This is a genomic window from Labrenzia sp. VG12, from assembly GCF_002237595.1.
GTDB lineage: Bacteria > Pseudomonadota > Alphaproteobacteria > Rhizobiales > Stappiaceae > Roseibium.
The window spans coordinates 2,041,020-2,061,786 of the sequence record NZ_CP022529.1 but is presented as its reverse complement, the minus strand read 5'-3'; the positions used below and the strand labels follow the sequence as shown (position 1 = coordinate 2,061,786).

The following is a 20,767-nucleotide window of genomic DNA, read 5'->3' as shown; positions in this document are numbered from 1 at the left end:
GTAGCCTTTCTGGTTCGTTGGTCCGGCGGTTTTCAGCCGGACGGAGTTGGCTGTCTTATAGGCGGCGCCAGGCAGGGCGCCAAGATCAGATTTTGTCCGTTTGGTCAAATTGGTGAAGCGCCTGCCATGAAAGTCCTTCGGCAAGCGCACCGGTGCTGGACAGGGTCAGGGCGGCCGCAGCAAGGCCGAAGGGCATGGCAGCCGTCAGGTTCCTGCCTCTGGCCAGCGCCGCAAGCGTGCCGGCCATGAGCGCATCTCCGGCGCCGGTCACGTCGGTGATCCGGGTTGCCTTCGGGCGGAACCTGCTGACCGCGCCATCTTCCAGAACCATGACGTCTTCGGCCCCGCTGGTGAGCACAAACCGGTTCAAGCCCGAGGTGACCAGAGCGGAGACGAGGTCCTCGGCGGCGGCGTCCCGCGGCAGGTCCGTCAGGGCGATGGCTTCGCCGCGATTGAGCATCAGGCAATCGAGGTCGGCCAATAGTGGCTTCAATCGGATCGCCTTCGCCTCGGAGACGGCATTGGCGATCAACCGGGCGGGACGGATCTGGGTGACAAGACGGCGCAGCATGTCGGCGGGCAGGTTGGCATCTGCAAACCAGAGCGTTTCGGTCGGCATGTCTGCGGTGAGTTTCGCCAGGAGACTGTCAAACAGATCGGCCGGAGCTTCGGCGAGCACCCTGTCATCCACGCAGGCCGCCGCGAGTGCGCCGGACGGATCGTGAAGTGCGAGATATTGACCGGTTGCAAATCCCGATCGCGGCACGGTTTCAAGCTGGAGGCCTTCGCCTGTCAACTGCCGGCTGAGTTCGCGGGCCGCACCATCGTCGCCGACGGCGCCCACCAGGCGAACGGATACACCAAGCCGGGACAGAGACCTGGCGAGATTGGTTGCGACGCCGCCCGGTTTGGCGGCAAATCGGGCAGGGGTCGAGGTTTCCGGCCGGATGGTCTCGCTGGCATGGGCAATCGTGTCGTAATGAATTGCGCCAATGGCAATGACGGGAAAGGGCTTCGTGTCGGTCACGTCCGGCAGGATCTCTTTTCGGGGGCCGATCAGCCAGGTACTGGCATTTGCGGCACTCAACTTCAGAACAGCGCGGGCTAGCAGATTAGCATCGGGGCGGCAAGCGTGCCGGGCAGTTCACATGATTCTGCCGAAAGACAGAATCACGAGATGTTCCGTTTTTTGTTGACGCTGCGTCAGTTTCTGTCAGCGTTGATGAGAACATATTGGAAACAAACACGCATTTCCATTTTAATACCAAACGGTTTTGCCGACTTGAAAAAAGAGAACAAAATGTGTACAAAGGCTCTCATTGAAACAGCGCGTCCATCGTGGAATAAGGAGCGTGAGCCATGTCACAAAGTACACTTCGTCTCGTAGAAAGCAGCCAGATGGATAAGACAAAAGCGCTTGATGCAGCGCTCAGCCAGATCGAACGCGCCTTTGGCAAGGGCTCCATCATGAAGATGGGCCAGGGCCAGGCCGTGGAGGTCCAGTCCGTTTCAACCGGGTCTCTGGGTCTTGACATTGCCCTTGGGATCGGCGGCCTGCCACGGGGGCGAATTGTTGAAATCTACGGCCCTGAATCGTCGGGTAAGACCACGCTGGCGCTGCACACGGTGGCCGAAGCCCAGAAGAATGGCGGCATTTGCGCTTTTGTCGATGCGGAACACGCGCTCGACCCGATCTACGCCCGCAAGCTGGGGGTGGATATTGACAATCTCCTGATCTCGCAGCCCGATGCCGGCGAACAGGCGCTGGAAATTGCCGATACGCTGGTCCGGTCCGGGGCGATTGACGTTCTGGTGATCGATTCCGTTGCCGCCCTGACACCGAAGGCCGAGCTTGAAGGCGAGATGGGCGACAGCCTGCCGGGCATGCAGGCACGCCTGATGAGCCAGGCGCTTCGCAAACTGACCGCATCGATTTCAAAGTCGAACTGCATGGTCATCTTCATCAACCAGATCCGCATGAAAATCGGTGTGATGTTCGGCTCTCCGGAGACCACCACCGGCGGCAATGCCCTGAAATTCTATGCGTCGGTCCGTCTTGATATTCGTCGCATCGGTTCCCTCAAGGACCGTGATGAAGTCGTCGGCAACCACACCCGCGTCAAGGTGGTGAAGAACAAGCTGGCGCCGCCTTTCCGTCAGGTGGAATTCGACATCATCTACGGCGAAGGCGTGTCAAAGGTCGGGGAACTGATCGATCTGGGCGTCAAGGGCAATATCGTCGAGAAGTCCGGCGCCTGGTTCTCCTACAACAGCCAGCGTCTCGGACAGGGGCGAGAGAATGCCAAACAGTTCCTGAGAGACAATCCGGAAGTCGCCGACGAGATTGAACTTGCGATCCGTCAGAATGCAGGTCTCATCGCCGATGCGATTATCGACCCGGCGGGTGGCGACGAAGACGCGGGCGAATAGAGCCCTGTCCGTTTCCGTTTGAGTTATGCCGGCCCAAGGTCGGCCTTCCAGAGGCCCTTTCCCGATTTTCGGGAAGGGGCCTTTTGAATTTCATAGCCCCTGCAGGCCACGGAGTTTGGCTTGACGGGCACAACGTCGCCGCAATTGCTGGACAGCGCAAAAGCGCAAAGTTAAAAGGCTGTTCCGGCCGCGATCCGTCTACGGGATCGGGGCTTCCAAAGATTTACAACCGGCCCGATCCGAAGGGCTTTGGACCGATGCGAGACCTGAATGACCGGCGTTAATGAAATCCGCTCCGCCTTTCTGGACTACTTTCAGAAAAACGATCACGAGGTGGTCGAGTCCGGACCTCTGGTGCCGCGCAACGATCCCACGCTGATGTTTGCCAATGCAGGCATGAACCAGTTCAAGAACGTCTTTACCGGCCTGGAAAAGCGCGACTATTCTCGAGCGGTCACGGCCCAGAAGGTGGTGCGTGCTGGCGGCAAGCACAATGATCTCGACAATGTCGGTTACACCGCCCGGCACCACACGTTCTTCGAGATGCTGGGCAATTTTTCCTTCGGTGACTATTTCAAGGACCGTGCCATCGAGCTCGCCTGGAACCTGATCACCAGGGAATACGGCTTGCCGGCCGACAAGCTGCTGGTGACGGTCTATGCCGAGGACGACCAGGCGTTCGATCTCTGGAAGAAGATTGCCGGTCTCAGCGAAGACCGGATCATCCGCATTCCGACCTCGGACAATTTCTGGTCCATGGGCGACACCGGACCTTGCGGGCCCTGTTCGGAAATCTTCTATGACCACGGCGATCACGTCTGGGGTGGCCCTCCGGGCTCTGCCGAGGAAGACGGTGACCGGTTCATCGAGATCTGGAACCTGGTCTTCATGCAGTATGAGCAGACGCCGGAAGCGCGGCTCGATCTGCCGCGGCCGTCAATCGACACCGGCATGGGCATCGAGCGGATTGCCGCTGTCATGCAGGGCGTTCACAACAACTACGACATCGACCTCTTCAAGGCGCTGATTGCCGCTTCCGAACATGCCACGGGTGTGGATGCGGAAGGCGATGCGCTTGGAAGTCACCGGGTGATTGCCGATCACCTGCGGTCCACGAGTTTCCTGATCGCCGATGGCGTGCTGCCGTCCAATGAAGGCCGGGGCTATGTGCTGCGCCGGATCATGCGTCGCGGCATGCGCCACGCCCACCTGCTCGGCGCCAGCGAACCGCTGATGCACAAGCTGGTGCCGGCGCTGGTGCGCGAGATGGGCCGGGCCTATCCGGAGCTCGGCCGGGCCGAGGACCTGATTACCGAGACGCTGAAGCTGGAGGAAACCCGTTTCCGCAAGACGCTGGAACGCGGCCTTGGCCTGCTCGACAGTGCAACGGAAGACCTGACAGCCGGTGGCCAGCTCGATGGCGAGACCGCCTTCAAGCTCTATGACACCTATGGTTTCCCGCTGGACCTGACCCAGGACGCCCTGCGTGCACGGGATATCTCGGTCGACACCGACGGCTTCGATGCCGCCATGGAGCGCCAGAAGGCAGAGGCCCGGGCGGCGTGGTCCGGTTCCGGCGGCGCGGCAACGGAAGCCGTCTGGTTTGCGCTCAAGGAAAAACACGGCGCCACCGATTTCCTCGGTTATGAAACCGAGAGTGCGGAAGGTGTCGTTGCCGGTCTTGCGTCCGAGGACAAGGAAGTGGCTGACCTGACGGCCGGCCAGAGCGGTTTCGTCGTGCTCAACCAGACGCCGTTCTATGGCGAAAGCGGCGGGCAGGTCGGAGACACCGGCCTGATGCTGGCAAATGGCGTCAGGGCGGTTGTCACCAACACGCAGAAAAAGGCCGATGGCCTGTTCGTACATGCGGTGACCGTGGAAGAGGGCACGCTGGTGCCGGGTCTCGCCCTTGAGCTGAAGGTCGATCACGGCCGCCGCACGTCGATCCGGGCGAACCACTCAGCCACACACCTGGTGCATGAGGCTCTCCGCGAAGTTCTGGGCGGCCATGTTGCCCAGAAGGGCTCGCTGGTGACACCGGAACGCCTGCGCTTCGATTTCTCTCATCCGAAGCCGGTCGGGGATGACGAGCTTGCAACCGTCGAGACCTTCGCCAACGAGATCGTGTTGCAGAATGCCCCTGTCGAAACGCGCCTGATGGCCGTTGACGATGCCATCGAAGCCGGCGCCATGGCGCTGTTCGGTGAAAAATACGGCGAGGAAGTCCGTGTCGTCTCCATGGGCACTGCGCTCCACGGGGACAAGGAAGGCAAGCCGTATTCGCTCGAACTTTGCGGCGGCACGCATGTGAAACGCACCGGTGACATCGGTCTTGTAACCCTGGTGTCCGAAGGTGCCGTTGCCGCCGGCGTTCGCCGCATCGAGGCCCTGACGGGCGCTGAAGCCCGGGCCTACCTGGATGGTCAGGACAAGCGCATGCGCGAAGTGGCCGCGATCCTGAAAACCGGTGCAGAGGATGTGCCGGCCCGGGTGGCACAGCTTGTGGAGGAACGCCGCAAGCTGGAAAAAGAGCTGGCCGATGCGAAGAAGAAACTTGCCATGGGTGGCGGCTCGGGCGAGGGCGCACCGGTGAAGGACGCCGGTTCGTTCAAGCTCATGGCCCGAACGGTGGACGGCATCAATCCGAAGGACCTGAAAGGCATGGCCGATGACGCCAAGGCCCAGCTCGGCACCGGCGTGGTGGTGCTGATCAGCGTTGCTGAAGACGGCAAGGCGGCGATTGTGACCGCTGTCACCAAGGATCTGACCGAGAAAGTCAGTGCGGTTGATCTGGTGCGCATCGGGTCCGAAGCCCTGGGCGGCCGCGGTGGCGGCGGCCGGCCGGACATGGCGCAGGCCGGTGGTCCGGACGGTTCAAAGGCCGACGGCGCCATTGCCGCGATCGAAAGCCATCTGGCAGGTCTCTGAAGATCTTCAGCCAATCTTGTATGATGAAGCGGGCGGTCCCTTCGGGCCGCCCGTTTTCATGTCAGTTATGCTGGCTCAGCGCCGGGCCGATGAATTCAATCCGGTTGGTCCAGACATATCCCTGAAACCCGTCCGGTACCGATTGCATCTGTTCCTGCGTGTCGATCCCGCCTGTGCCCTTGGGCGGACCGGTATAGATCACCTCGGTGTCATGCGCGCGCATCCGCGCCAGGAAGCGGTTCGGCCAACCCCAGAGATACGGCGCATAATTGGATGGCACCAGGATTGTTTTGCCGCGGCAGGCTCCCGGGACAAAGCCCGACCAGCCAAGGGCGATATAGCGCTGCAGGCAGTCCTTGGTGTCCTTTTTCGTAAAACCGCGCAGGCCCGGCCGGTGGCGGATCATATTTGCGGTTGGTGCTTCACCGCCGTAAACGCCCCAGACACGGGTTTCCCAATCCGGATGGGTCTTTAATAGGGCTTCGAGCCGGTCCGCTTCTGCAGGATCCCGGCTCTTGAAGTTGATCAGGAACTTGCCTTTTGAAAATCCCTCCAGAACGTCGCTGAGGGAGGGCAGCTTGCCAAGTCCGGTGCCTCTGAAAGGATAGGTCTGGCCGTTGTCGGCCGTATAGCCGTATCCGATGTCGAGCGCCTTCAGGGCGGAAAGGCTATGCTCACGCGTGACACCCGAACCATCGGTCCGGCAGTCCAGTGTCCAGTCGTGAAAAACGGCAAAATGACCGTCGGTGGTTGGATGAATGTCGAGTTCGACAATGTCCGCCCCGGCAGCAAAGGCGGCCTCCATGGAGGCGAGCGTGTTTTCCAGAAAGGCGTGTTCGGGGTTAAAGATCCGGTCGGCGGTGCAGGTGTCGCGGCCAAGGTCTGTGCGATCATAGGTTTGATGGACGCCACGATGGGAAATGATCGTCAGATCGCCACCCGTGGGCGGAGAAGCAAGCCAGGATGCATTGGTGACATAAAGCGCCAGCCCCAGAAGGGCGGCGGCGGCGAGACTTTTTCGAAACATTGACGACAGCCGGAAGACTCAGTTGGAAAACGGCTGCAAGTCTTCCCGTGAGACTGTGGCTGAATGGAGACGGGGCCAAGACGGTCGGTACCATCATGAGCGTTGATTGAGGGCATTACCGGGGACAAAAACTGAAAAAGCGTGCCATCTGGCACGCTCTTTTCAGTCGGATGCGGATTTGATCAGCTGAGGGCTGCTGCCAGTGCAAGGGCCAGGGCCGTCAGGAAGGTTGAGGCAATCAGCATTTTCAGCACCACATGATGCTGAGTGGTTTCACCAGCCCGCGCCTTGTTGGTTTCAATGGTCATCGTCATCTCCTTTTGGTTTCGCTTACACAAAGACAGATGGGGACCTGCGGCAATCTTGCCCAATCACTATGTCGCGTTCCGATGTCACGGAATTGCGCGCAAGCTGTGAGGACGCGCCGTCCAAGGCTTTGTTGCCGCTCGAAATTCCGCTATTGATGAGGCTGACCTTTCTACGAGACGAGGTGCTGGTGGAACAGCAGAACTTCAAGCGGGCGCTTTATGAAGTGCTTGAGGACACGGGCAAGCGAAGGCTGGCAGCCCGGTCCCTGCGGCAGTTTCTCGTTGTTCTGATCCTTCTGAATATCGGGCTTGCAGTTCTGGAAACGGTGCCGCAGGTCAGGGACACATTCGGTCCGCATCTGCGCTTCGTGCAGCTCGGCAGCGGGTTCATATTTCTGGTCGAGTATATCTTGAGGCTTTACGTTGCGGATCTGCACCCACCGCTGCGCCGCTATGGTCCGTTCTGGTCGAGGTACCGCTATGCGGTTCAGCCCGATGCGGTGATCGACCTGATCGGTGCGTTGCCGTTGCTTTTCGTCTTGTTCCTGCCGAACCAGGCGGTCACCGTCGTAGTGCTGCTGCGCCTTCTCCGGTTTCTCAAGCTGGCCCGCTACTCTCCGGCCTTGCGGTCGCTGATTTCCGCTGTCGTCGCGGAACGCAAGGCGCTCATGGGGTCCACGATGATCATCGCAGGCGTCATCCTGCTGGCCGCGACCCTGATGTATCTCATCGAACATGATGACCAGCCGGAGAAATTCCGCAGCATCCTGCACGGCATCTACTGGGCGATCACGACGGTGACCACGGTGGGCTATGGTGACGTTGTCCCGGTCACCAATCTTGGCAAGATGGTTGGCAGCGTGGTGATGATGATGGGCTATGGACTGATCGCTCTGCCGGTCGGCATCATCGCGTCGGCCTTTGCGCGCGAGATCCACAGCCGCGATTTCGTTGTGACCTGGTCGATGGTTGCACGCGTGCCGCTGTTCGAAGACCTGAAAGCCACGGAAATTGCAGAAGTGACCAAGTTGCTGCAGGCACAAAGCGTCCGAAAGGGCGGCATCATCGCGGACAAGGGCGACGTTGCCGACAAGATGTATTTCATTGCCGATGGCGAGGTTGCCATCAAGCTGGAGCACGACACGGTTTATCTGGGTGAAGGCAACTTCTTTGGTGAGCTTGCCTTGATCAATCAGACAACGCGCACAGCCGTCGTCACGGCCAACAGCGATTGCCAGCTCATGGTTCTGGAGGCGGGCGCGTTGCAGCAGCTGATGGATCGCGATGAGGCGCTTGCCCACAAGATCATGGAAGAGGCGCGCGAACGCGTGTCCGAGGGCAAGAAGGTGCTGGGCGAGATCGCCGAAGAAGAGCTGCAACAGGCGGGTGTCTTTGCGTCGGCCGAAACCGCCGACGCGGAACCCGAACTGTTTGAGGGCAGTGCCTCCGTCGTTGAGCGGGATCCGGCGAAATAGCCGTCAGTCGATCCGGCAGGCCAAACCTTGCCTGGGTGGATCCTGGATCTGGATGAGCATCAGGACGCAAGGGGCTTCCCCAACGACGCCGGACAGGTGGCCGGCCCGTCCATTCGCGTCTTCCCGCGCGAGCTGATCCTCTCCGAAGGACAGCTCTCCGGGCCCCATCTCGACCCTCGTGCCATCCATGCTTTCCACGAACCAGGTTCCGGAGAGCGGCACAATCCATTGCGGTCTGGGATTTCGGTGCCATTGCAAGGTGCCTGGCTGCAGCACCAGGATCGTGATGTCTTCCGGCTCTGCTGCCAATCGTCTTACCCAGAGATCTTTGGCGGGCGGCGCGAAATTTTTGAGCTCCAGCTTGTCAAACCGGCACTTGCTTTGATGGGTGATGCCGTCCGTATCGGTCCAGAGATGCCAATAGACAGCAAATTGCGCCGCGTCGGTCGAACTGGAGGTCATTTCGGGCAAAGCCTTCTCAGTATGGCACCAGACCCAGCGGAAGCTGGGCGTAGAGCGGATCGCCCTGCCAGAAGACATCGGTCGGGCCGACCGCGAAGTCGATCAGGTTCCAGCGATTGTACTGAAACTTCAGAAGGGCAACGGTGAAGACGCCGTCCATGTATTCGGCCTGGTTGGCATAGGTGGTCTGGTAAAGGTTGATCACGCCGCCGCCCGGTCGCTGCGGACTGAGCTGAACGAAAGCCCAGCCACTGCCGGAACGCATCCAGTCGACCACGAATTCGACCGGTGGGCCGACGCGCGCTTCCAGCATCGGCCGCACCGCGTTCAGGATTTCCGATCGCTCGGCGGTTCCGCGCGCGGGTTCATGAACGGATTGCGCGAAGGCGTTCAGGCCGAGCGCAAGTGTTAGAAAGGTGCATAAGAAAAGTCTTTTAATAATCTGATTTATCTTGAGAAAAGAGCTTTCTTCAGAAAATGATTCAAACATGGTGTTCCCCGTGTGACGGTCGTGTCAGGTCCAATCAGCTGCAAAGGTAACACGAAATCCGCCAACCTGCCGGGCAGCTGATTATCACCGCCCTGTCGGGTGCTGGTCCGTCCAGGAAGCAGCGGCTTTGCATAAGCCCAAAAGGGGCTGACAACGCCTGACATCTGCCCTGTGGCGGTCGACAAGTTGCCCACAAATCGCCCAATCGACGCCCAAGTTTGAGCCTTCTGGCCTGTTCTCCTGATCTGAGCGTGCTTGCAGATGGAGGAGCCAGATGATGTGTGCCCGCCTTTTCAACAGAACCGTTTGGCTGGGAAGCGCTGTTGCGTTTCTTGCCGTTGCATCGTCTCCGGTCCTGGCCCACAGCCAACCGCATGCAGACCGGATCGAGGTTGCCTTTGTGCTTGATACCACCGGATCGATGTCCGGTCTGATCGACAATGCACGCCGCAAGATATGGTCCATCGCAAACACCATATCCCGCGCCAATCCGAATGCGGATATCCGCATGGGGTTGGTCGCCTATCGCGATTTTGGCGACGACTATGTCGTGCGCACGTTTCAGATGACGCCGGACCTGCAGGAGGTCAACGCTCTGCTGTGGAAGTTTCTAGCCTCTGGCGGCGGCGATGGTCCGGAGGCCGTGAATGAGGCGTTGGATGCTGGTGTCTCGGAGATCGAGTGGTCCCGGTCGGGCAACACCCGTCGGTTCCTGTTCCTGGTGGGCGATGCGCCGCCGCACATGGACTATCAGGGGCCGCATTATCCCGAGATCCTGAAGGAGGCGCGTCAGCGCGATATCACCGTCAACACGGTGCAGGCCGGTGACTGGTATGAAACCCGTCAATACTGGCAGACGATCGCCCGGATGGGGGGCGGCAGTTATATCGCGATCGCGCAGGACGGCGGATTGACCACGCATTACGACAGCCCGTGGGATGATGAGATCCTGGACTTGCAACGGCGCATCGACCAGACCGTGGTGCCCTATGGCAATCGGGCGCAGCAAAGGCAGTTAAAGGCGCGCATCGCCACGAAGTCCTACGCCAAGGATCATGGGGCGGTCGCGGAATCCGCCTATCTCATCGGCAAGGGCAAGGTGACCACCGGAGAAGGCGATCTGGTTGATGATCTTGAGGCGGGCCGGGTGGACTTGCAAACCCTGCCGAAAGATCAGCTGCCCGAAGCCGTTGCCGAACTTGCCGAAGAGGAGCAACGCGCCTTCGTCGCGCAGAAACTGGCGGAACGGCGTGAATTGTCCGCACAGATGAAGGAACTTGTTGCCAAGCGGGACGCCCATGTCGCTGATGCCAGAAAGAGCGAAGCGTCCGCCGCGCCGGCCTTTGACACCGAAGCCAGCCGCATTCTGGAAGAGCAACTGAACTGAGGACCAGAGGCTCCGTCCGGGAGCCTCCCGTCTGCTCAGTCGCGCGACTGCGGCGCAGTTTCCTGAAAACTGGGACGGGTCGCAAAATGCGCCAGCCACGCAGACAGCCTAGGCGCTGCCTTGAGCAACAGGGAGCCTTCCTCGGCCATCTGGAAGAGGGCCAACATCGGAGCTGCATGGCAATCGGCCAGGCTGGGTCTGGTTCCCAGCAGGAACGATCCGCCGGAGCACAGGCTCTCCAACGCGGTAATGATGGTTCTGGCAGCCCCCATGGCCGCAGCGATCTTGACCTCGTCTGCCGGGGTACCGTCCCGGGTCTTCACAATGCGTTCGACAAAAATATCCCAGACGAGGGTTCGATAGGCGTAAGTGTCGAGGATGGACAGGATCTGTGTCATGCGGGCCCGACCGAGTGGGTCGTCTGGCTGCAGCGGCGGGCCGTCAAAGGCTTCATCGATATAGCGCAGGATCGCCACCGTTTCATAAAGGGTCGCGTCTCCGTGTTTCAGAGCCGGGATCTTGCCGAACGGGTGCAGAGCCAGATAGTCCGCAGGCGGGCCTTCCGGCGCAAAGACATCGATCGGAACATGTTTGTAGGCAAGGCCCTTTTCCGCCAGCGCGAGCCGTGCGGAGCGGACATAGACAGAATAGTCGGCGCCATAAAGTTCAATCATGAAGCTCCCCCGGACAAACGGTCGAAACGCAGTCCTTTGGGGGCCACGAACCCCTGGGACCGGTCTCGCATCTGTTGCTCACCAGCCACGTTCCACTGGAAGATGGCAGTATTGCGGTGCCACTCCCGCGTCGGCGTATGGGAAAGCGGCCATCGTTCAACGTGACAAGACCGGTCTTTCTGGCCTGATCCGCGACCGCTCGCAAGAACAAGAAATTGCCCGCACAGGACGGACCCGAGATTGAGGCACAGGCATCCGGTGCGACCTTCGGATCAAGGGCGCCGATCCGTCGTGGTTTCTACTGGGCGAGCGCGGGTACTTGGGAAAAGGCTCAAGCATGCAGCCGAGGTCGTCCGGTCTGCCAAGTTGTAATTGCCATTGGTAAAAATGTCTTGCAATGCCCGGTTTTGCATACTTAAACCCTTCTTGGCATCTGCCCTGAATTGTCAGCGTATTTGATGCAGAACATGACCACAACTTTGCTTTTTGGTGCTTCTTTTGACCCATATTGGAATTGATCTCGGTACGACCAACTCTCTGATTTCCGTGTTCGAGGAAGCCGGACCGAGACTTCTGCCCAACCGTCTTGGAAAATTTCTGACCCCCTCTGTCGTCGGTTACGACGGCAAACAGCTTTATGTCGGGGAAACGGCACTGGCACGTAAAGTCGCCAATCCCGATCAGGTTGTCACCGCTTTCAAGCGCACAATGGGCACGGAAAAGGACTACAAGATCGGCGGCAAGCGGTTCGACTCCGTCGAACTGTCGAGCGCGGTCCTGGCGACGCTCAAGGAAGACGCCGAAACAGCGCTCGGCGCGCCGGTTGACGATGTGGTGATTTCCGTACCTGCCTATTTTAACGAAATGCAACGGAGCTGCGTTGCGACGGCGGCGCGAACGGCCGGTCTCAATCCGGTCCGGCTGATCAACGAACCGACCGCGGCAGCGCTCGCCTATGGGCTTCAGGACCTGGATGCAGAAAGCTGTTTTCTGGTGTTCGACCTCGGTGGCGGTACCTTCGACGTTTCGGTGCTCGAGGTCTTTGAGGGGGTGATGGAGGTCAAGGCGACTTCCGGCGACGCCTTTCTCGGCGGTGAGGATTTCAGCGATGTGCTCGCCAAACACCTTTTTTCCCTGCTGCAAAAGGACCAGCAGACCGATGCGAACCGGGTGCCGGTTGCCAAGATTGCCGAAGAGGTCAAGCGCACGCTGACCGAACGGCCCGCGGCAGAGGTGAAGATCGACCGGCCGGGCCTGTCACTGGCGGCGCATGTGACGCGGGACGAGTTCGAGGACCTCAGTGCCTCTCTTCTGAAAAGGCTGCGGAGACCGCTTGAACGTGTTCTGCACGATGCCAGGCTGGCGCCCTCCGATCTGGAAAAGGTCGTGCTTGTTGGCGGGGCCACGCGGATGCCGGTGATCCGTTCGATGCTGGCCAAGACGCTTCGGCATTTCCCGGACGCCCATATCGATCCCGATCACGCTGTCGCCCTTGGTGCGGCCGTACAGGCTGGCCTTGTCGGCAAGAACGAGGCCCTGAGCGACGTCGTCATGACGGATGTTACCGCGCATTCGCTGGGCGTCGAGACGGCGCGCCAGATCGGTGGCCGTCATTTTGACGGCTATTTCCTGCCGATCATCGAGCGCAACACGGTGATCCCGGTGTCGCGGGAAGAGGTCATCAGCGCGCTGCATCCCGGCCAGACGGCGATCGAGGTCAATGTCTATCAGGGCGAGGCGCCGGACGTGAAATCGAATGTCAAGCTGGGCAGCGTCACGGTGAATTTGCCGCGCAGCAAGTCCGGTGAAGTGGAGCCGGCTTCGGTGCGGTTCACCTATGATGTCTCCGGGCTCCTGGATGTCGATGTCACGACGCTGAGCGACGAGAAAACAACCAGTCTCCTGATCAAGAACCTTGCCGGTCACATGAGTGACAAGGACATCGAGGCGACCCGCAAGAAACTGTCGAAACTCAAGACCCATCCGGCGGAAGAGGAAGTCAACATCCTTCTGCGCGCGCGGATCGAACAGTGCTTCTCCATGGCACGGCTGGACCAACGCGCCGAGTTCTCGGAGCTGCTGACACAGTTCGACGCCGTCCTGGCCAACCAGGATCGATCCGAAATCGAACGCTTCCGCACGGACATCGCTCCGCTTCTTGACCAGTTCGAGGCCAGCTATGTCCTTTGAGAGCGACCAGTCCTTTCCCTTCGGCGTGCTCGGCATCGACAAGCCGGACACCGTGACCCGCAAACAGGTCAAGAGCGCCTATGCCCGCCGATTGAAAACGATTGACCAGGCCAGCGACGCCGAGGCGTTTCAGGAGCTGCGCGGAGCTCTCGAACTGGCTTTGCATCTGGTGGAGTTGCGCGAGCGCTCTCAGGAAGATGATCCCGACGCACAGACGGTCGGAGCGTCCGCCGGCACCAGTTCCGGGCCAGACGTTCAACAGGGTGAATTGCAACAGGAAACAGGCGAAAATGGCGGTCTGCCGGCCGATGAGCCGGAGGCTTCTTCACCAGGTGGTGCTGTGGCATCCCCGGAAGGCGAGCCGCAGCCAGACCCCGCCATATCGGCTGTCATGCGCGACCGCCTTGCCGAAATCGAAACGCTTGGCCCGGGCCACACGGCGATCCGCAAGATCTCCGAAATGCTGGATGATCCGGACTTCGCCGAATTTGAAGCCAACAGGCTTCTGGGGCTGGTCGTCGCGAACTTCCTGGAACGGGCCATTGAATGGCGCGACGACGATACGCCCCGCTTTGCCCCCGACGTGACCAAGGCGTTTCTGCAGAAGCTTGACGAACGCTATCACTGGCTTGCCGATTATCGTGCGCTGGAAGATTTCACCTACCAGCCGGAGATTCTGCATGCGGCCATCTTCCTGACGGTCAACGGCTATCCCGCTGTCGGACAGGAGGTCGGGATCGACAAGATGGCACCGATCGACGGCACGCTCGGGATTGCTGTGCTGATATCGTTTTTCGGCGGCATCCTGGCGCGCGCGCTGGACCCTGGAACCATGGCAAGTGTTGTGGTCGGCTGGATCGTGACGGTTGCCGTGGTGATTGTCTTCGCGATCCTTGCCTTCAAGATTGTTGGCAAGCTTCTCGGTTCGCTGTTCCGGCGTGACGATTTCCGGTCCTGAGAGTGACGTTCGGGGACGGGAAATTGCACGACGCTTTCACCATGGAGGCCTTTGAACTCCTGGGCATCGCCCATCCGGAGCAGGTCAGCCGCAAGCAGATCAGATCCGCCTATGCAAAGCGGCTCAAGCAGATCGACCCAGCCGAAGACCCGCAAGGTTTCCAGGCGCTGCGCAATGCGCTGGAAACCGCGCTGGCGTTTGTCGACGGTGAGGGCACTGGTCCGGCGAAACTTGACGACGTTCCGTCTCCCTTGGCCGACCCGGCTGACGGAAATAAGCCCGGTAAGGAGACAGACCGGCAGGCCGCGACCACACCCGCAGAACCGATCATTTCGGCAGCAGAGCTCGGTCTTGCCGAACTGCAATGCCTGCGGCTCGGCGATAATACCGTATCGACGATTACGCGGCTCCTGAACGACACAGCGTTCGATGACCTGGAGATGAACAAGCAGCTTGAACGAGAACTTGTTCTGTTCCTGGATCGCCGCCTGGTCATGAAGAAGGGCGGCATACCGTCCTTTACAAGCGACATCACGCCGGGACTGATGAAAGCAATGGCGGCCCGGTTCGACTGGCTGACGGATTACCGGGGCATCGAGAAGAACGCCGGGCGTCCTGAATTGGTCAGCATGGCGATTTCGTTCCTGATCGGCGCCGAGCAAACCCGGCAGCAGCATCAACGTGAAGCCATGGCGCTTTGGGACTGGATCATGGGCATTGCCATTTTTGTTGGCATCCCGCTCGGTGTTGCTGCCCAGTTTCTGGAAAAGGACAGCATCTGGCAGCTACTGGCCGGAGGGGCAGCGGGCGTTTCCTTTCTGGTGATCATGTTCGTCCTGATGCGGCGTTAAAGCGCTTTTCAAGCAGTCAACATGGCCTGACCCAGGCCAGCCCCAGATGCCAAAACGCCCCGGAGTGTCCTCCGGGGCGCCAGATATTCCCGATGAGCCTTGAGCTCAGAGCTCCGCCATCGCCTTTTTCAGGTTCTCGTCGATCTTGTCGAGGAAGCCGGTGGTGGTCAGCCAGCCCTGGTCCGGGCCGACCAGCAGCGCCAGATCCTTGGTCATGTAACCCGACTCCACGGTCTTGATGCAGACGGTTTCCAGCGTCTTGGCGAAGCGGGCAAGCTTGTCGTTGCCGTCCAGCTTGGCCCTGTGGGCGAGGCCCCGGGTCCAGGCGAAGATCGAGGCAATGGAGTTGGTCGAGGTGCTTTCACCGGCCTGGTGCTGACGGAAATGACGCGTGACCGTGCCATGCGCCGCTTCCGCTTCCACCGTCTTGCCGTCGGGGGTCATCAGGACCGATGTCATCAGGCCGAGTGAGCCGAACCCTTGCGCGACCGTGTCGGACTGCACATCGCCGTCATAGTTCTTGCAGGCCCAGACATAGCCACCGGACCATTTCAGCGCGCTGGCCACCATGTCGTCGATCAGCCGGTGCTCGTACCAGATGCCGGCCTCGGCATATTCGTCCTTGAACTCGGCCTCGTAGATCTCCTGGAACAGGTCCTTGAAGCGGCCGTCATAGGCTTTCAGGATCGTGTTCTTGGTGGAGAGGTAGCAGGGCACCTTGCGCTGCAGGGCGTAGTTCAGCGAGGCGCGCGCGAAATCGCGGATGGAGTCGTCGAGATTGTACATCGCCATGGCGACACCGGATGAGGGCGCGTCAAAGACGTCGCGTTCGATCTCGGTGCCGTCCTCGCCGACAAATTTCAGGGTCAGCTTGCCTTTGCCCGGAAAGGTGAAATCGGTGGCGCGGTACTGGTCGCCGAAGGCGTGGCGGCCGACGATGATCGGCTGGGTCCAGCCCGGTACCAGGCGCGGTACGTTCTGCATGATGATCGGTTCGCGGAAGATCACGCCGCCCAGAATGTTGCGGATGGTGCCGTTGGGCGAGCGGTACATGCGCTTCAGGCCAAACTCCTCGACCCGCGCCTCGTCCGGCGTGATCGTGGCGCATTTGATGCCGACACCGTGTTCCTTGATCGCGTTGGCGGCGTCGACCGTGATCTGGTCATCGGTCTCGTCGCGCTTTTCGATCGACAGGTCATAATAGAGCAGGTCGATGTCGAGATAGGGATGGATCAGCTTGTCCTTGATGAAGGCCCACATGATGCGGGTCATCTCGTCGCCGTCGAGTTCAACAACGGGATTGTCGACTTTGATCTTTGCCATGGAAGGGTGGCCTCGCGGTCTTTAAAAGGGATCGGGCAATCGGGAAACGCACGGTACAGACTTGTACCGGATTTCTATTGTGTGCGCTTGTATACAATCAGCCGGTGAGAGGCAAGGGCGTATTGGTCTTTCAATCGATTGCCGGAAAACCTCTGTCGAGCCAGCCGGATTAAAACCTCACTCCGCCTTGCAATGCGACCGTGGCAAGGGGACAGCAGATAGGAAGAATCCTCTGGGGTCTTGCGGATCACCGCATCGCCGGCATCACATTGGGCGAAGAAGAGATCCTTGTCCGGTTTCACCAGCAGCCGGTCGTCTGACCTTTCATGGATCTGGAACGACCCGCCGTCACACTCGATGGCACATGTCAGGGCTTCGCCCGAAGCCTCGCAAATGGCGTGATCCTGCCAGGACCGGTCCTGGCCGCGCAACCAGACATCGAGCCTGAGAACCAGCTTTGGCGTGTCCGGATAGGGCTGGAAGGGACTGTCCATGCCCAGGAGTTCCTGCCGGTTCGGAAAATGGCTGATGGCAAAGTCGATCACCTGCTGCCCGCGATGCCGTTCAAGATGTTCGGTGGAATAACTGCGGCCGTAGCAGCTGTCGGTGCTGGCAAAATAGGCTTCCAGGGGCGCGCCCGCAGCGCTGCCTGTCATGACCAGTCCCAGGACGAGGGGGGCTGTAATCCGTCTGAACATCATGTCCTCCGAGGTGCCGTGGAGAGCGCCGGCTGACGGCGATCAGCAGCTGTGGTTTGGGGTGAGGCCGGTCGACAACAAGTGGAAGGATTGCAGCACACCGGCCGGACCTGAAATGGCAAAGGCGAGGCCGGTGCCGTTCACCGTCCAGGAGCCGGTCAGTCCTTCGCCGGCGGCATCGCAACTGGCGCCGAGATAGTAGACCTTCCTTGCCGACAGGATGCGCCCGGTGAAGCCATCGCCGGACGGTTCGAAGCGATAGATGTCCTGCAGGGACGTGAACACATAGCCGTTGGGATTGGCGCTAACCGAATATAAAAGACCGTCAGTGCCGATCGCGACAAATTCCGTGTCAGTGGCATAGGCCGGCAGATCCGTTTCAATCCAGTTTTTGGCGCTTGAAGACGTTCCAGAGAACGATATGAACAGGAAACACAGAAGCAGAAACCGGATCATGTTCAGAACAGCCTTTTCTGAAAACGGGTGGATGAAAAGCCTTGTCGCTTCAAAGACTGAAACGTTAGGGATTTCTGCAGGGAAAATCCAGCAGGCATTGCCTGATGCATTAGTCAAGATCGCGAGGTAGAGGTCCTCGGCTTCCTTTATCCGGGCGACTGATTTTCCGTTCCCATTAACCTGGGCTTATGTCATTGTATTTTTGAGATAATTCGATTTTCTGCATCCAGGAATCTGGCATTGATGAGCAATATTTACGAGTACATCGCTCAAATGAAGGCCAGGCCGGGCATGTTCACAAAGGACAAGGCGCTGGACACTCTGGAGGTCATGCTTCATGGCTATGTCGCCTGTCTCAAGGCGAATGGTTTGCGGGAAGAGTACGACGGGCGCCCATTCGAACCTTCCGCGTTTTCAATCTGGCTCTACGAGGAGTTGGGTTGGTCGGGCAGTCTTGGCTTTGCCTGGGCGATCGAGCAGCACACAGAGGGCAGGGATGCAGCCTTTGACAGGTTCTTTGAACTTGTCGGGCGCTATCGACACAGCAGCCCTGACGGATGAATTCACCTGTTTTGCTGTCGCGCACTGGCTCATTCAGAACACGGAGGAATTGGGCGCGGGATGTCGGGCGCACAACATGATCAGGGTTTCACTGAGATCAGGTGTCCGAGACTTGCCTCCGGGGTGCAGGGCAAGTCTTTCGTCCTTTTTCTGAGGCGTGGGGTGAATTCATGTGTATTGAGTTGAAAAACTTCGTAGAGTTATACGTGTTTTGCTCCATGTAAAAATTGCCATGTTTGGAAACTTTGTTTCGTTTCGTCCGGAAATACGAAATTAGGGCCGTGATTCTACTTTTGCGTTTATAATTTGTTGAGGGGCGAGGGGAACACTGAAGGGGCTGAGCGGCCGTTGGCAGGCGCGGCATTTCTTTGTTTCTCGGGAGCTGTTTTGTGTTGAGTGCCCTTCGTTTCTGGTCCCACGAGCTTTTCAAACGTGTTTTTGTTCGGGCCACTCTTTATGGCGTTTTGGGTCTCGTGGCATTCTCACTCGCTCTGATCGTCATCGACTATTATTCGCAGATGAGCAAGATCGGTGACCGGCTGGCGCGCACGGCACATGACAAGGCGCTGTTTGTCACAAATATCGCTGCCCGCGAAATCCAGAACAAGAATTACGGCGAACTGGAGCGGTTATTGAACGCCATTGCCGGTGATCGCTACATTGTCGCCGCCAAGGTCTACAACCGGTTCGGGCACGAGTTTGCCAGTGATTTCACCTCTGCCATTCCCTCCAGCGAAGTCAGCCTGAACGAAGCGGCTTTGACTGCAGCGCAGACCGGCCAGTCGGCCCATTTCGAGACAGGCACGACCATCGAGTACCTGCTGCCTGCATTCCAGGGCGGCGAGGCTGTCGGCAGCGTGCTGGTCCGGATCTCCAAGATCGAGATGCAGGGCATCCTGCAGGACAAGATTTTGCAGGTCGCCATCGTGCTCGGGCTGCTGCTTTTGGCCTTTGTTCCGGTGCTGGTCTTGCTGATGTATCGGGCGACTGCCGGTGTCAGCCGTGTGACGCAGGCCGCCAATGAGGCGGCGGCGGGCTTTCTGGATTGCGGCCTGAAAACGGACGCCCCCGGCGAAGTTGGTGATCTGCAATCGGCGTTCCGCGGCATGATGATCAAGCTGCGCGAAAACATCGTGAAGATCGAGCAGCTTGCCTATACGGACCGGATCACCGGCCTGCCTAACCGCGCGAAGCTGGACAATTCGGCCCTGACACAGATCGACCTGCGCCCCAATGGCGAAGGCAGCGTGCTCTATATCGGGCTCGATCGCTTCAAGCTGATCAATGATCTGCATGGTCATGCCACAGGCGACAAACTGCTCCGGCTTATTTCCGTCCGCCTGTCGCGTTTCATTGACCAGATGGCCGGGCCTATGACCTCCAAACCGCCCTGCGTGGCCCGGTTCTCCGGCGATGAATTCGTCGTGTTGCTTCCCGGTATGAGCGACCCGGACGCCCTGGAACGCCTGGCGGAAGCCGTCGTGGACCGACTGGGCGGTGCGCACAGGATCGGCCGTCTGTCGCTGTCGGTTACGGTCAGTGTCGGGGTCGTACGCTATCCGGAGCATGGCAGAACCTCCGAAGAGGTGCTGCGCAATGCCAACATGGCGATGTACGAGGCGAAGGCGTCGGGGAGGGCGCAATCCGTCACCTATAATGACCAGATCCGCGAACGCATGACCGAGCGCGAACAGATCCGTGACAGGCTGAAAACGGCGCTTTCGGAGCGGTCCCTGTCCGTGCATTACCAGCCGAAGGTCGATCTTTCGACCGGGCGGATCGCAGGGTCCGAGGCGCTGCTGCGCTGGAAGGATGCGGAGCTTGGTCAGGTGCCGCCGTTCAAGTTCATTCCGGTTGCGGAAGAGAGCGGTCTGATCGCGCCGATTGGCGAGTTTGTCCTGGAGACGGCGCTGCGGGACATGAAAGCGCTCAACGACAATGGCGCCGATGTCTGCGTGGCGGTGAATGTCGCGCCGTTCCAGCTGCAGTCCCCCGATTTCTCCGACCGGACGCTGGGCATCATCAAGGACAGCGGTTTTTCGCGCAGGCGGCTCGAGCTGGAGGTGACGGAATCCAGCCTCGTCGACTATTCCCAGACGCTTCTCGACCAGATCATGGCCATCAAACAGGAAGGTGTGAAATTCGCGATCGACGATTTCGGCACCGGTTACTCGTCGCTTCACAGCCTTGCCAGCATGCCGTTCGACACGCTCAAGATCGACCGGTCCTTCATCATGGATATCGACAAGTCTGAAGACCGGCGGACCATCGTCGAACTGATCCTGATGATGGCACGGCAGCTTCACCTGACCACCGTGTCGGAGGGCGTGGAGACCCAGTTGCAGATGGATTACATCAATCTGTGGGGCGGAACGCTAGGACAGGGCTATTTGTGGAGCCCGGCCGTGCCTTATGGAGAGTTCCGGAAAATGGTGCTCAATCCGGAAGATGCCGGATTGGCCACGCCGCAGGCGGCGGCTTCCTGAACGTCGGACCACCTGCGACCTTCGGGCGGAAAACAGCACTGCCCCGTCCCTGGATGGGGAGGG

18 protein-coding genes are annotated in these 20,767 nt (G+C 59.6%); 9 read left to right on the top strand and 9 right to left on the bottom strand.

Annotated elements, in window-relative coordinates:
• Positions 1 to 85 precede the first annotated feature (85 nt).
• Positions 86 to 1,027, bottom strand: a complete 942-nt coding sequence (locus CHH27_RS09665; protein ID WP_208988753.1) for a PfkB family carbohydrate kinase — start codon at positions 1,025 to 1,027, stop codon at positions 86 to 88.
• A 332-nt stretch (positions 1,028 to 1,359) separates the two neighbouring features.
• Between CHH27_RS09665 and recA the strand changes: the two genes are divergently transcribed.
• Positions 1,360 to 2,430 (top strand): recombinase RecA, encoded by a 1,071-nt coding sequence (gene recA / locus CHH27_RS09660; protein ID WP_094071400.1) that lies wholly within the window; start codon positions 1,360 to 1,362, stop codon positions 2,428 to 2,430.
• A gap of 270 nt (positions 2,431 to 2,700) precedes the next feature.
• Positions 2,701 to 5,358: an alanine--tRNA ligase gene (gene alaS / locus CHH27_RS09655; RefSeq protein ID WP_094071399.1), complete on the top strand. Its 2,658-nt coding sequence runs from the start codon at positions 2,701 to 2,703 to the stop codon at positions 5,356 to 5,358.
• Positions 5,359 to 5,419: 61 nt separating this feature from the next.
• On the opposite strand, the gene CHH27_RS09650 is transcribed toward alaS, so the two are convergent.
• Together CHH27_RS09650 and CHH27_RS28475 are read right to left on the bottom strand one after the other, a co-directional pair.
• Complete coding sequence (locus tag CHH27_RS09650; protein ID WP_094071398.1) at positions 5,420 to 6,385, bottom strand: glycerophosphodiester phosphodiesterase family protein; 966 nt, start codon at positions 6,383 to 6,385, stop codon at positions 5,420 to 5,422.
• A gap of 182 nt (positions 6,386 to 6,567) precedes the next feature.
• Positions 6,568 to 6,693, bottom strand: coding sequence for a hypothetical protein (locus CHH27_RS28475; RefSeq protein ID WP_256386431.1), 126 nt, complete (start codon positions 6,691 to 6,693; stop codon positions 6,568 to 6,570).
• 155 nt (positions 6,694 to 6,848) lie between these two features.
• Between CHH27_RS28475 and CHH27_RS09645 the strand changes: the two genes are divergently transcribed.
• Positions 6,849 to 8,168 (top strand): cyclic nucleotide-gated ion channel, encoded by a 1,320-nt coding sequence (locus CHH27_RS09645; RefSeq protein ID WP_094074636.1) that lies wholly within the window; start codon positions 6,849 to 6,851, stop codon positions 8,166 to 8,168.
• Positions 8,169 to 8,171: 3 nt separating this feature from the next.
• Here the strand turns inward: CHH27_RS09645 and CHH27_RS09640 are convergent, their stop codons facing one another.
• On the bottom strand, positions 8,172 to 8,630 hold the full coding sequence (locus CHH27_RS09640) for a cupin (RefSeq protein ID WP_094071397.1): 459 nt from the start codon (positions 8,628 to 8,630) through the stop codon (positions 8,172 to 8,174).
• A gap of 16 nt (positions 8,631 to 8,646) precedes the next feature.
• The gene (locus CHH27_RS28080) at positions 8,647 to 8,943 is read right to left on the bottom strand and encodes a hypothetical protein (protein ID WP_208988751.1); all 297 of its coding nucleotides are present in this window, start codon (positions 8,941 to 8,943) and stop codon (positions 8,647 to 8,649) included.
• A 451-nt stretch (positions 8,944 to 9,394) separates the two neighbouring features.
• On the opposite strand from CHH27_RS28080, the gene CHH27_RS09630 reads away from it, so the two are divergent.
• A complete protein-coding gene (locus CHH27_RS09630) occupies positions 9,395 to 10,507 on the top strand; it encodes a vWA domain-containing protein (protein WP_094071395.1) in 1,113 nt (370 codons plus the stop codon).
• Positions 10,508 to 10,542: 35 nt separating this feature from the next.
• Here CHH27_RS09630 and CHH27_RS09625 read toward each other — a convergent pair whose 3' ends face one another.
• Positions 10,543 to 11,181, bottom strand: a complete 639-nt coding sequence (locus tag CHH27_RS09625; RefSeq protein WP_094071394.1) for a glutathione S-transferase family protein — start codon at positions 11,179 to 11,181, stop codon at positions 10,543 to 10,545.
• Positions 11,182 to 11,679: 498 nt separating this feature from the next.
• Between CHH27_RS09625 and CHH27_RS09620 the strand changes: the two genes are divergently transcribed.
• The 3 genes from CHH27_RS09620 to CHH27_RS09610 are packed head-to-tail and all read left to right on the top strand — an operon-like array spanning position 11,680 to position 15,180.
• Complete coding sequence (locus CHH27_RS09620; RefSeq protein ID WP_157738838.1) at positions 11,680 to 13,371, top strand: Hsp70 family protein; 1,692 nt, start codon at positions 11,680 to 11,682, stop codon at positions 13,369 to 13,371.
• Positions 13,361 to 14,329: a hypothetical protein gene (locus tag CHH27_RS09615; protein WP_094071392.1), complete on the top strand. Its 969-nt coding sequence runs from the start codon at positions 13,361 to 13,363 to the stop codon at positions 14,327 to 14,329. The genes CHH27_RS09620 and CHH27_RS09615 overlap by 11 nt, the downstream gene beginning before the upstream one ends.
• A gap of 23 nt (positions 14,330 to 14,352) precedes the next feature.
• The gene (locus tag CHH27_RS09610) at positions 14,353 to 15,180 is read left to right on the top strand and encodes a hypothetical protein (RefSeq protein WP_157738837.1); all 828 of its coding nucleotides are present in this window, start codon (positions 14,353 to 14,355) and stop codon (positions 15,178 to 15,180) included.
• Between the two features lie 105 nt (positions 15,181 to 15,285).
• On the opposite strand, the gene CHH27_RS09605 is transcribed toward CHH27_RS09610, so the two are convergent.
• The 3 genes from CHH27_RS09605 to CHH27_RS09595 all read right to left on the bottom strand — a co-directional run bounded on the left by CHH27_RS09605 (position 15,286) and on the right by CHH27_RS09595 (position 17,657).
• A complete protein-coding gene (locus CHH27_RS09605) occupies positions 15,286 to 16,503 on the bottom strand; it encodes an NADP-dependent isocitrate dehydrogenase (RefSeq protein WP_094071390.1) in 1,218 nt (405 codons plus the stop codon).
• A 74-nt stretch (positions 16,504 to 16,577) separates the two neighbouring features.
• Positions 16,578 to 17,201: a hypothetical protein gene (locus CHH27_RS09600; protein ID WP_157738836.1), complete on the bottom strand. Its 624-nt coding sequence runs from the start codon at positions 17,199 to 17,201 to the stop codon at positions 16,578 to 16,580.
• A 42-nt stretch (positions 17,202 to 17,243) separates the two neighbouring features.
• Positions 17,244 to 17,657 carry a hypothetical protein gene (locus tag CHH27_RS09595; RefSeq protein WP_094071388.1) on the bottom strand — a complete coding sequence of 138 codons (414 nt, stop codon included), beginning with the start codon at positions 17,655 to 17,657 and terminating at the stop codon, positions 17,244 to 17,246.
• Positions 17,658 to 17,900: 243 nt separating this feature from the next.
• On the opposite strand from CHH27_RS09595, the gene CHH27_RS09590 reads away from it, so the two are divergent.
• Both CHH27_RS09590 and CHH27_RS09585 read left to right on the top strand, forming a co-directional pair.
• Positions 17,901 to 18,218 (top strand): hypothetical protein, encoded by a 318-nt coding sequence (locus CHH27_RS09590; protein WP_094071387.1) that lies wholly within the window; start codon positions 17,901 to 17,903, stop codon positions 18,216 to 18,218.
• 389 nt (positions 18,219 to 18,607) lie between these two features.
• The gene (locus CHH27_RS09585; RefSeq protein WP_157738835.1) at positions 18,608 to 20,704 is read left to right on the top strand and encodes a bifunctional diguanylate cyclase/phosphodiesterase; all 2,097 of its coding nucleotides are present in this window, start codon (positions 18,608 to 18,610) and stop codon (positions 20,702 to 20,704) included.
• Positions 20,705 to 20,767 lie beyond the last annotated feature (63 nt).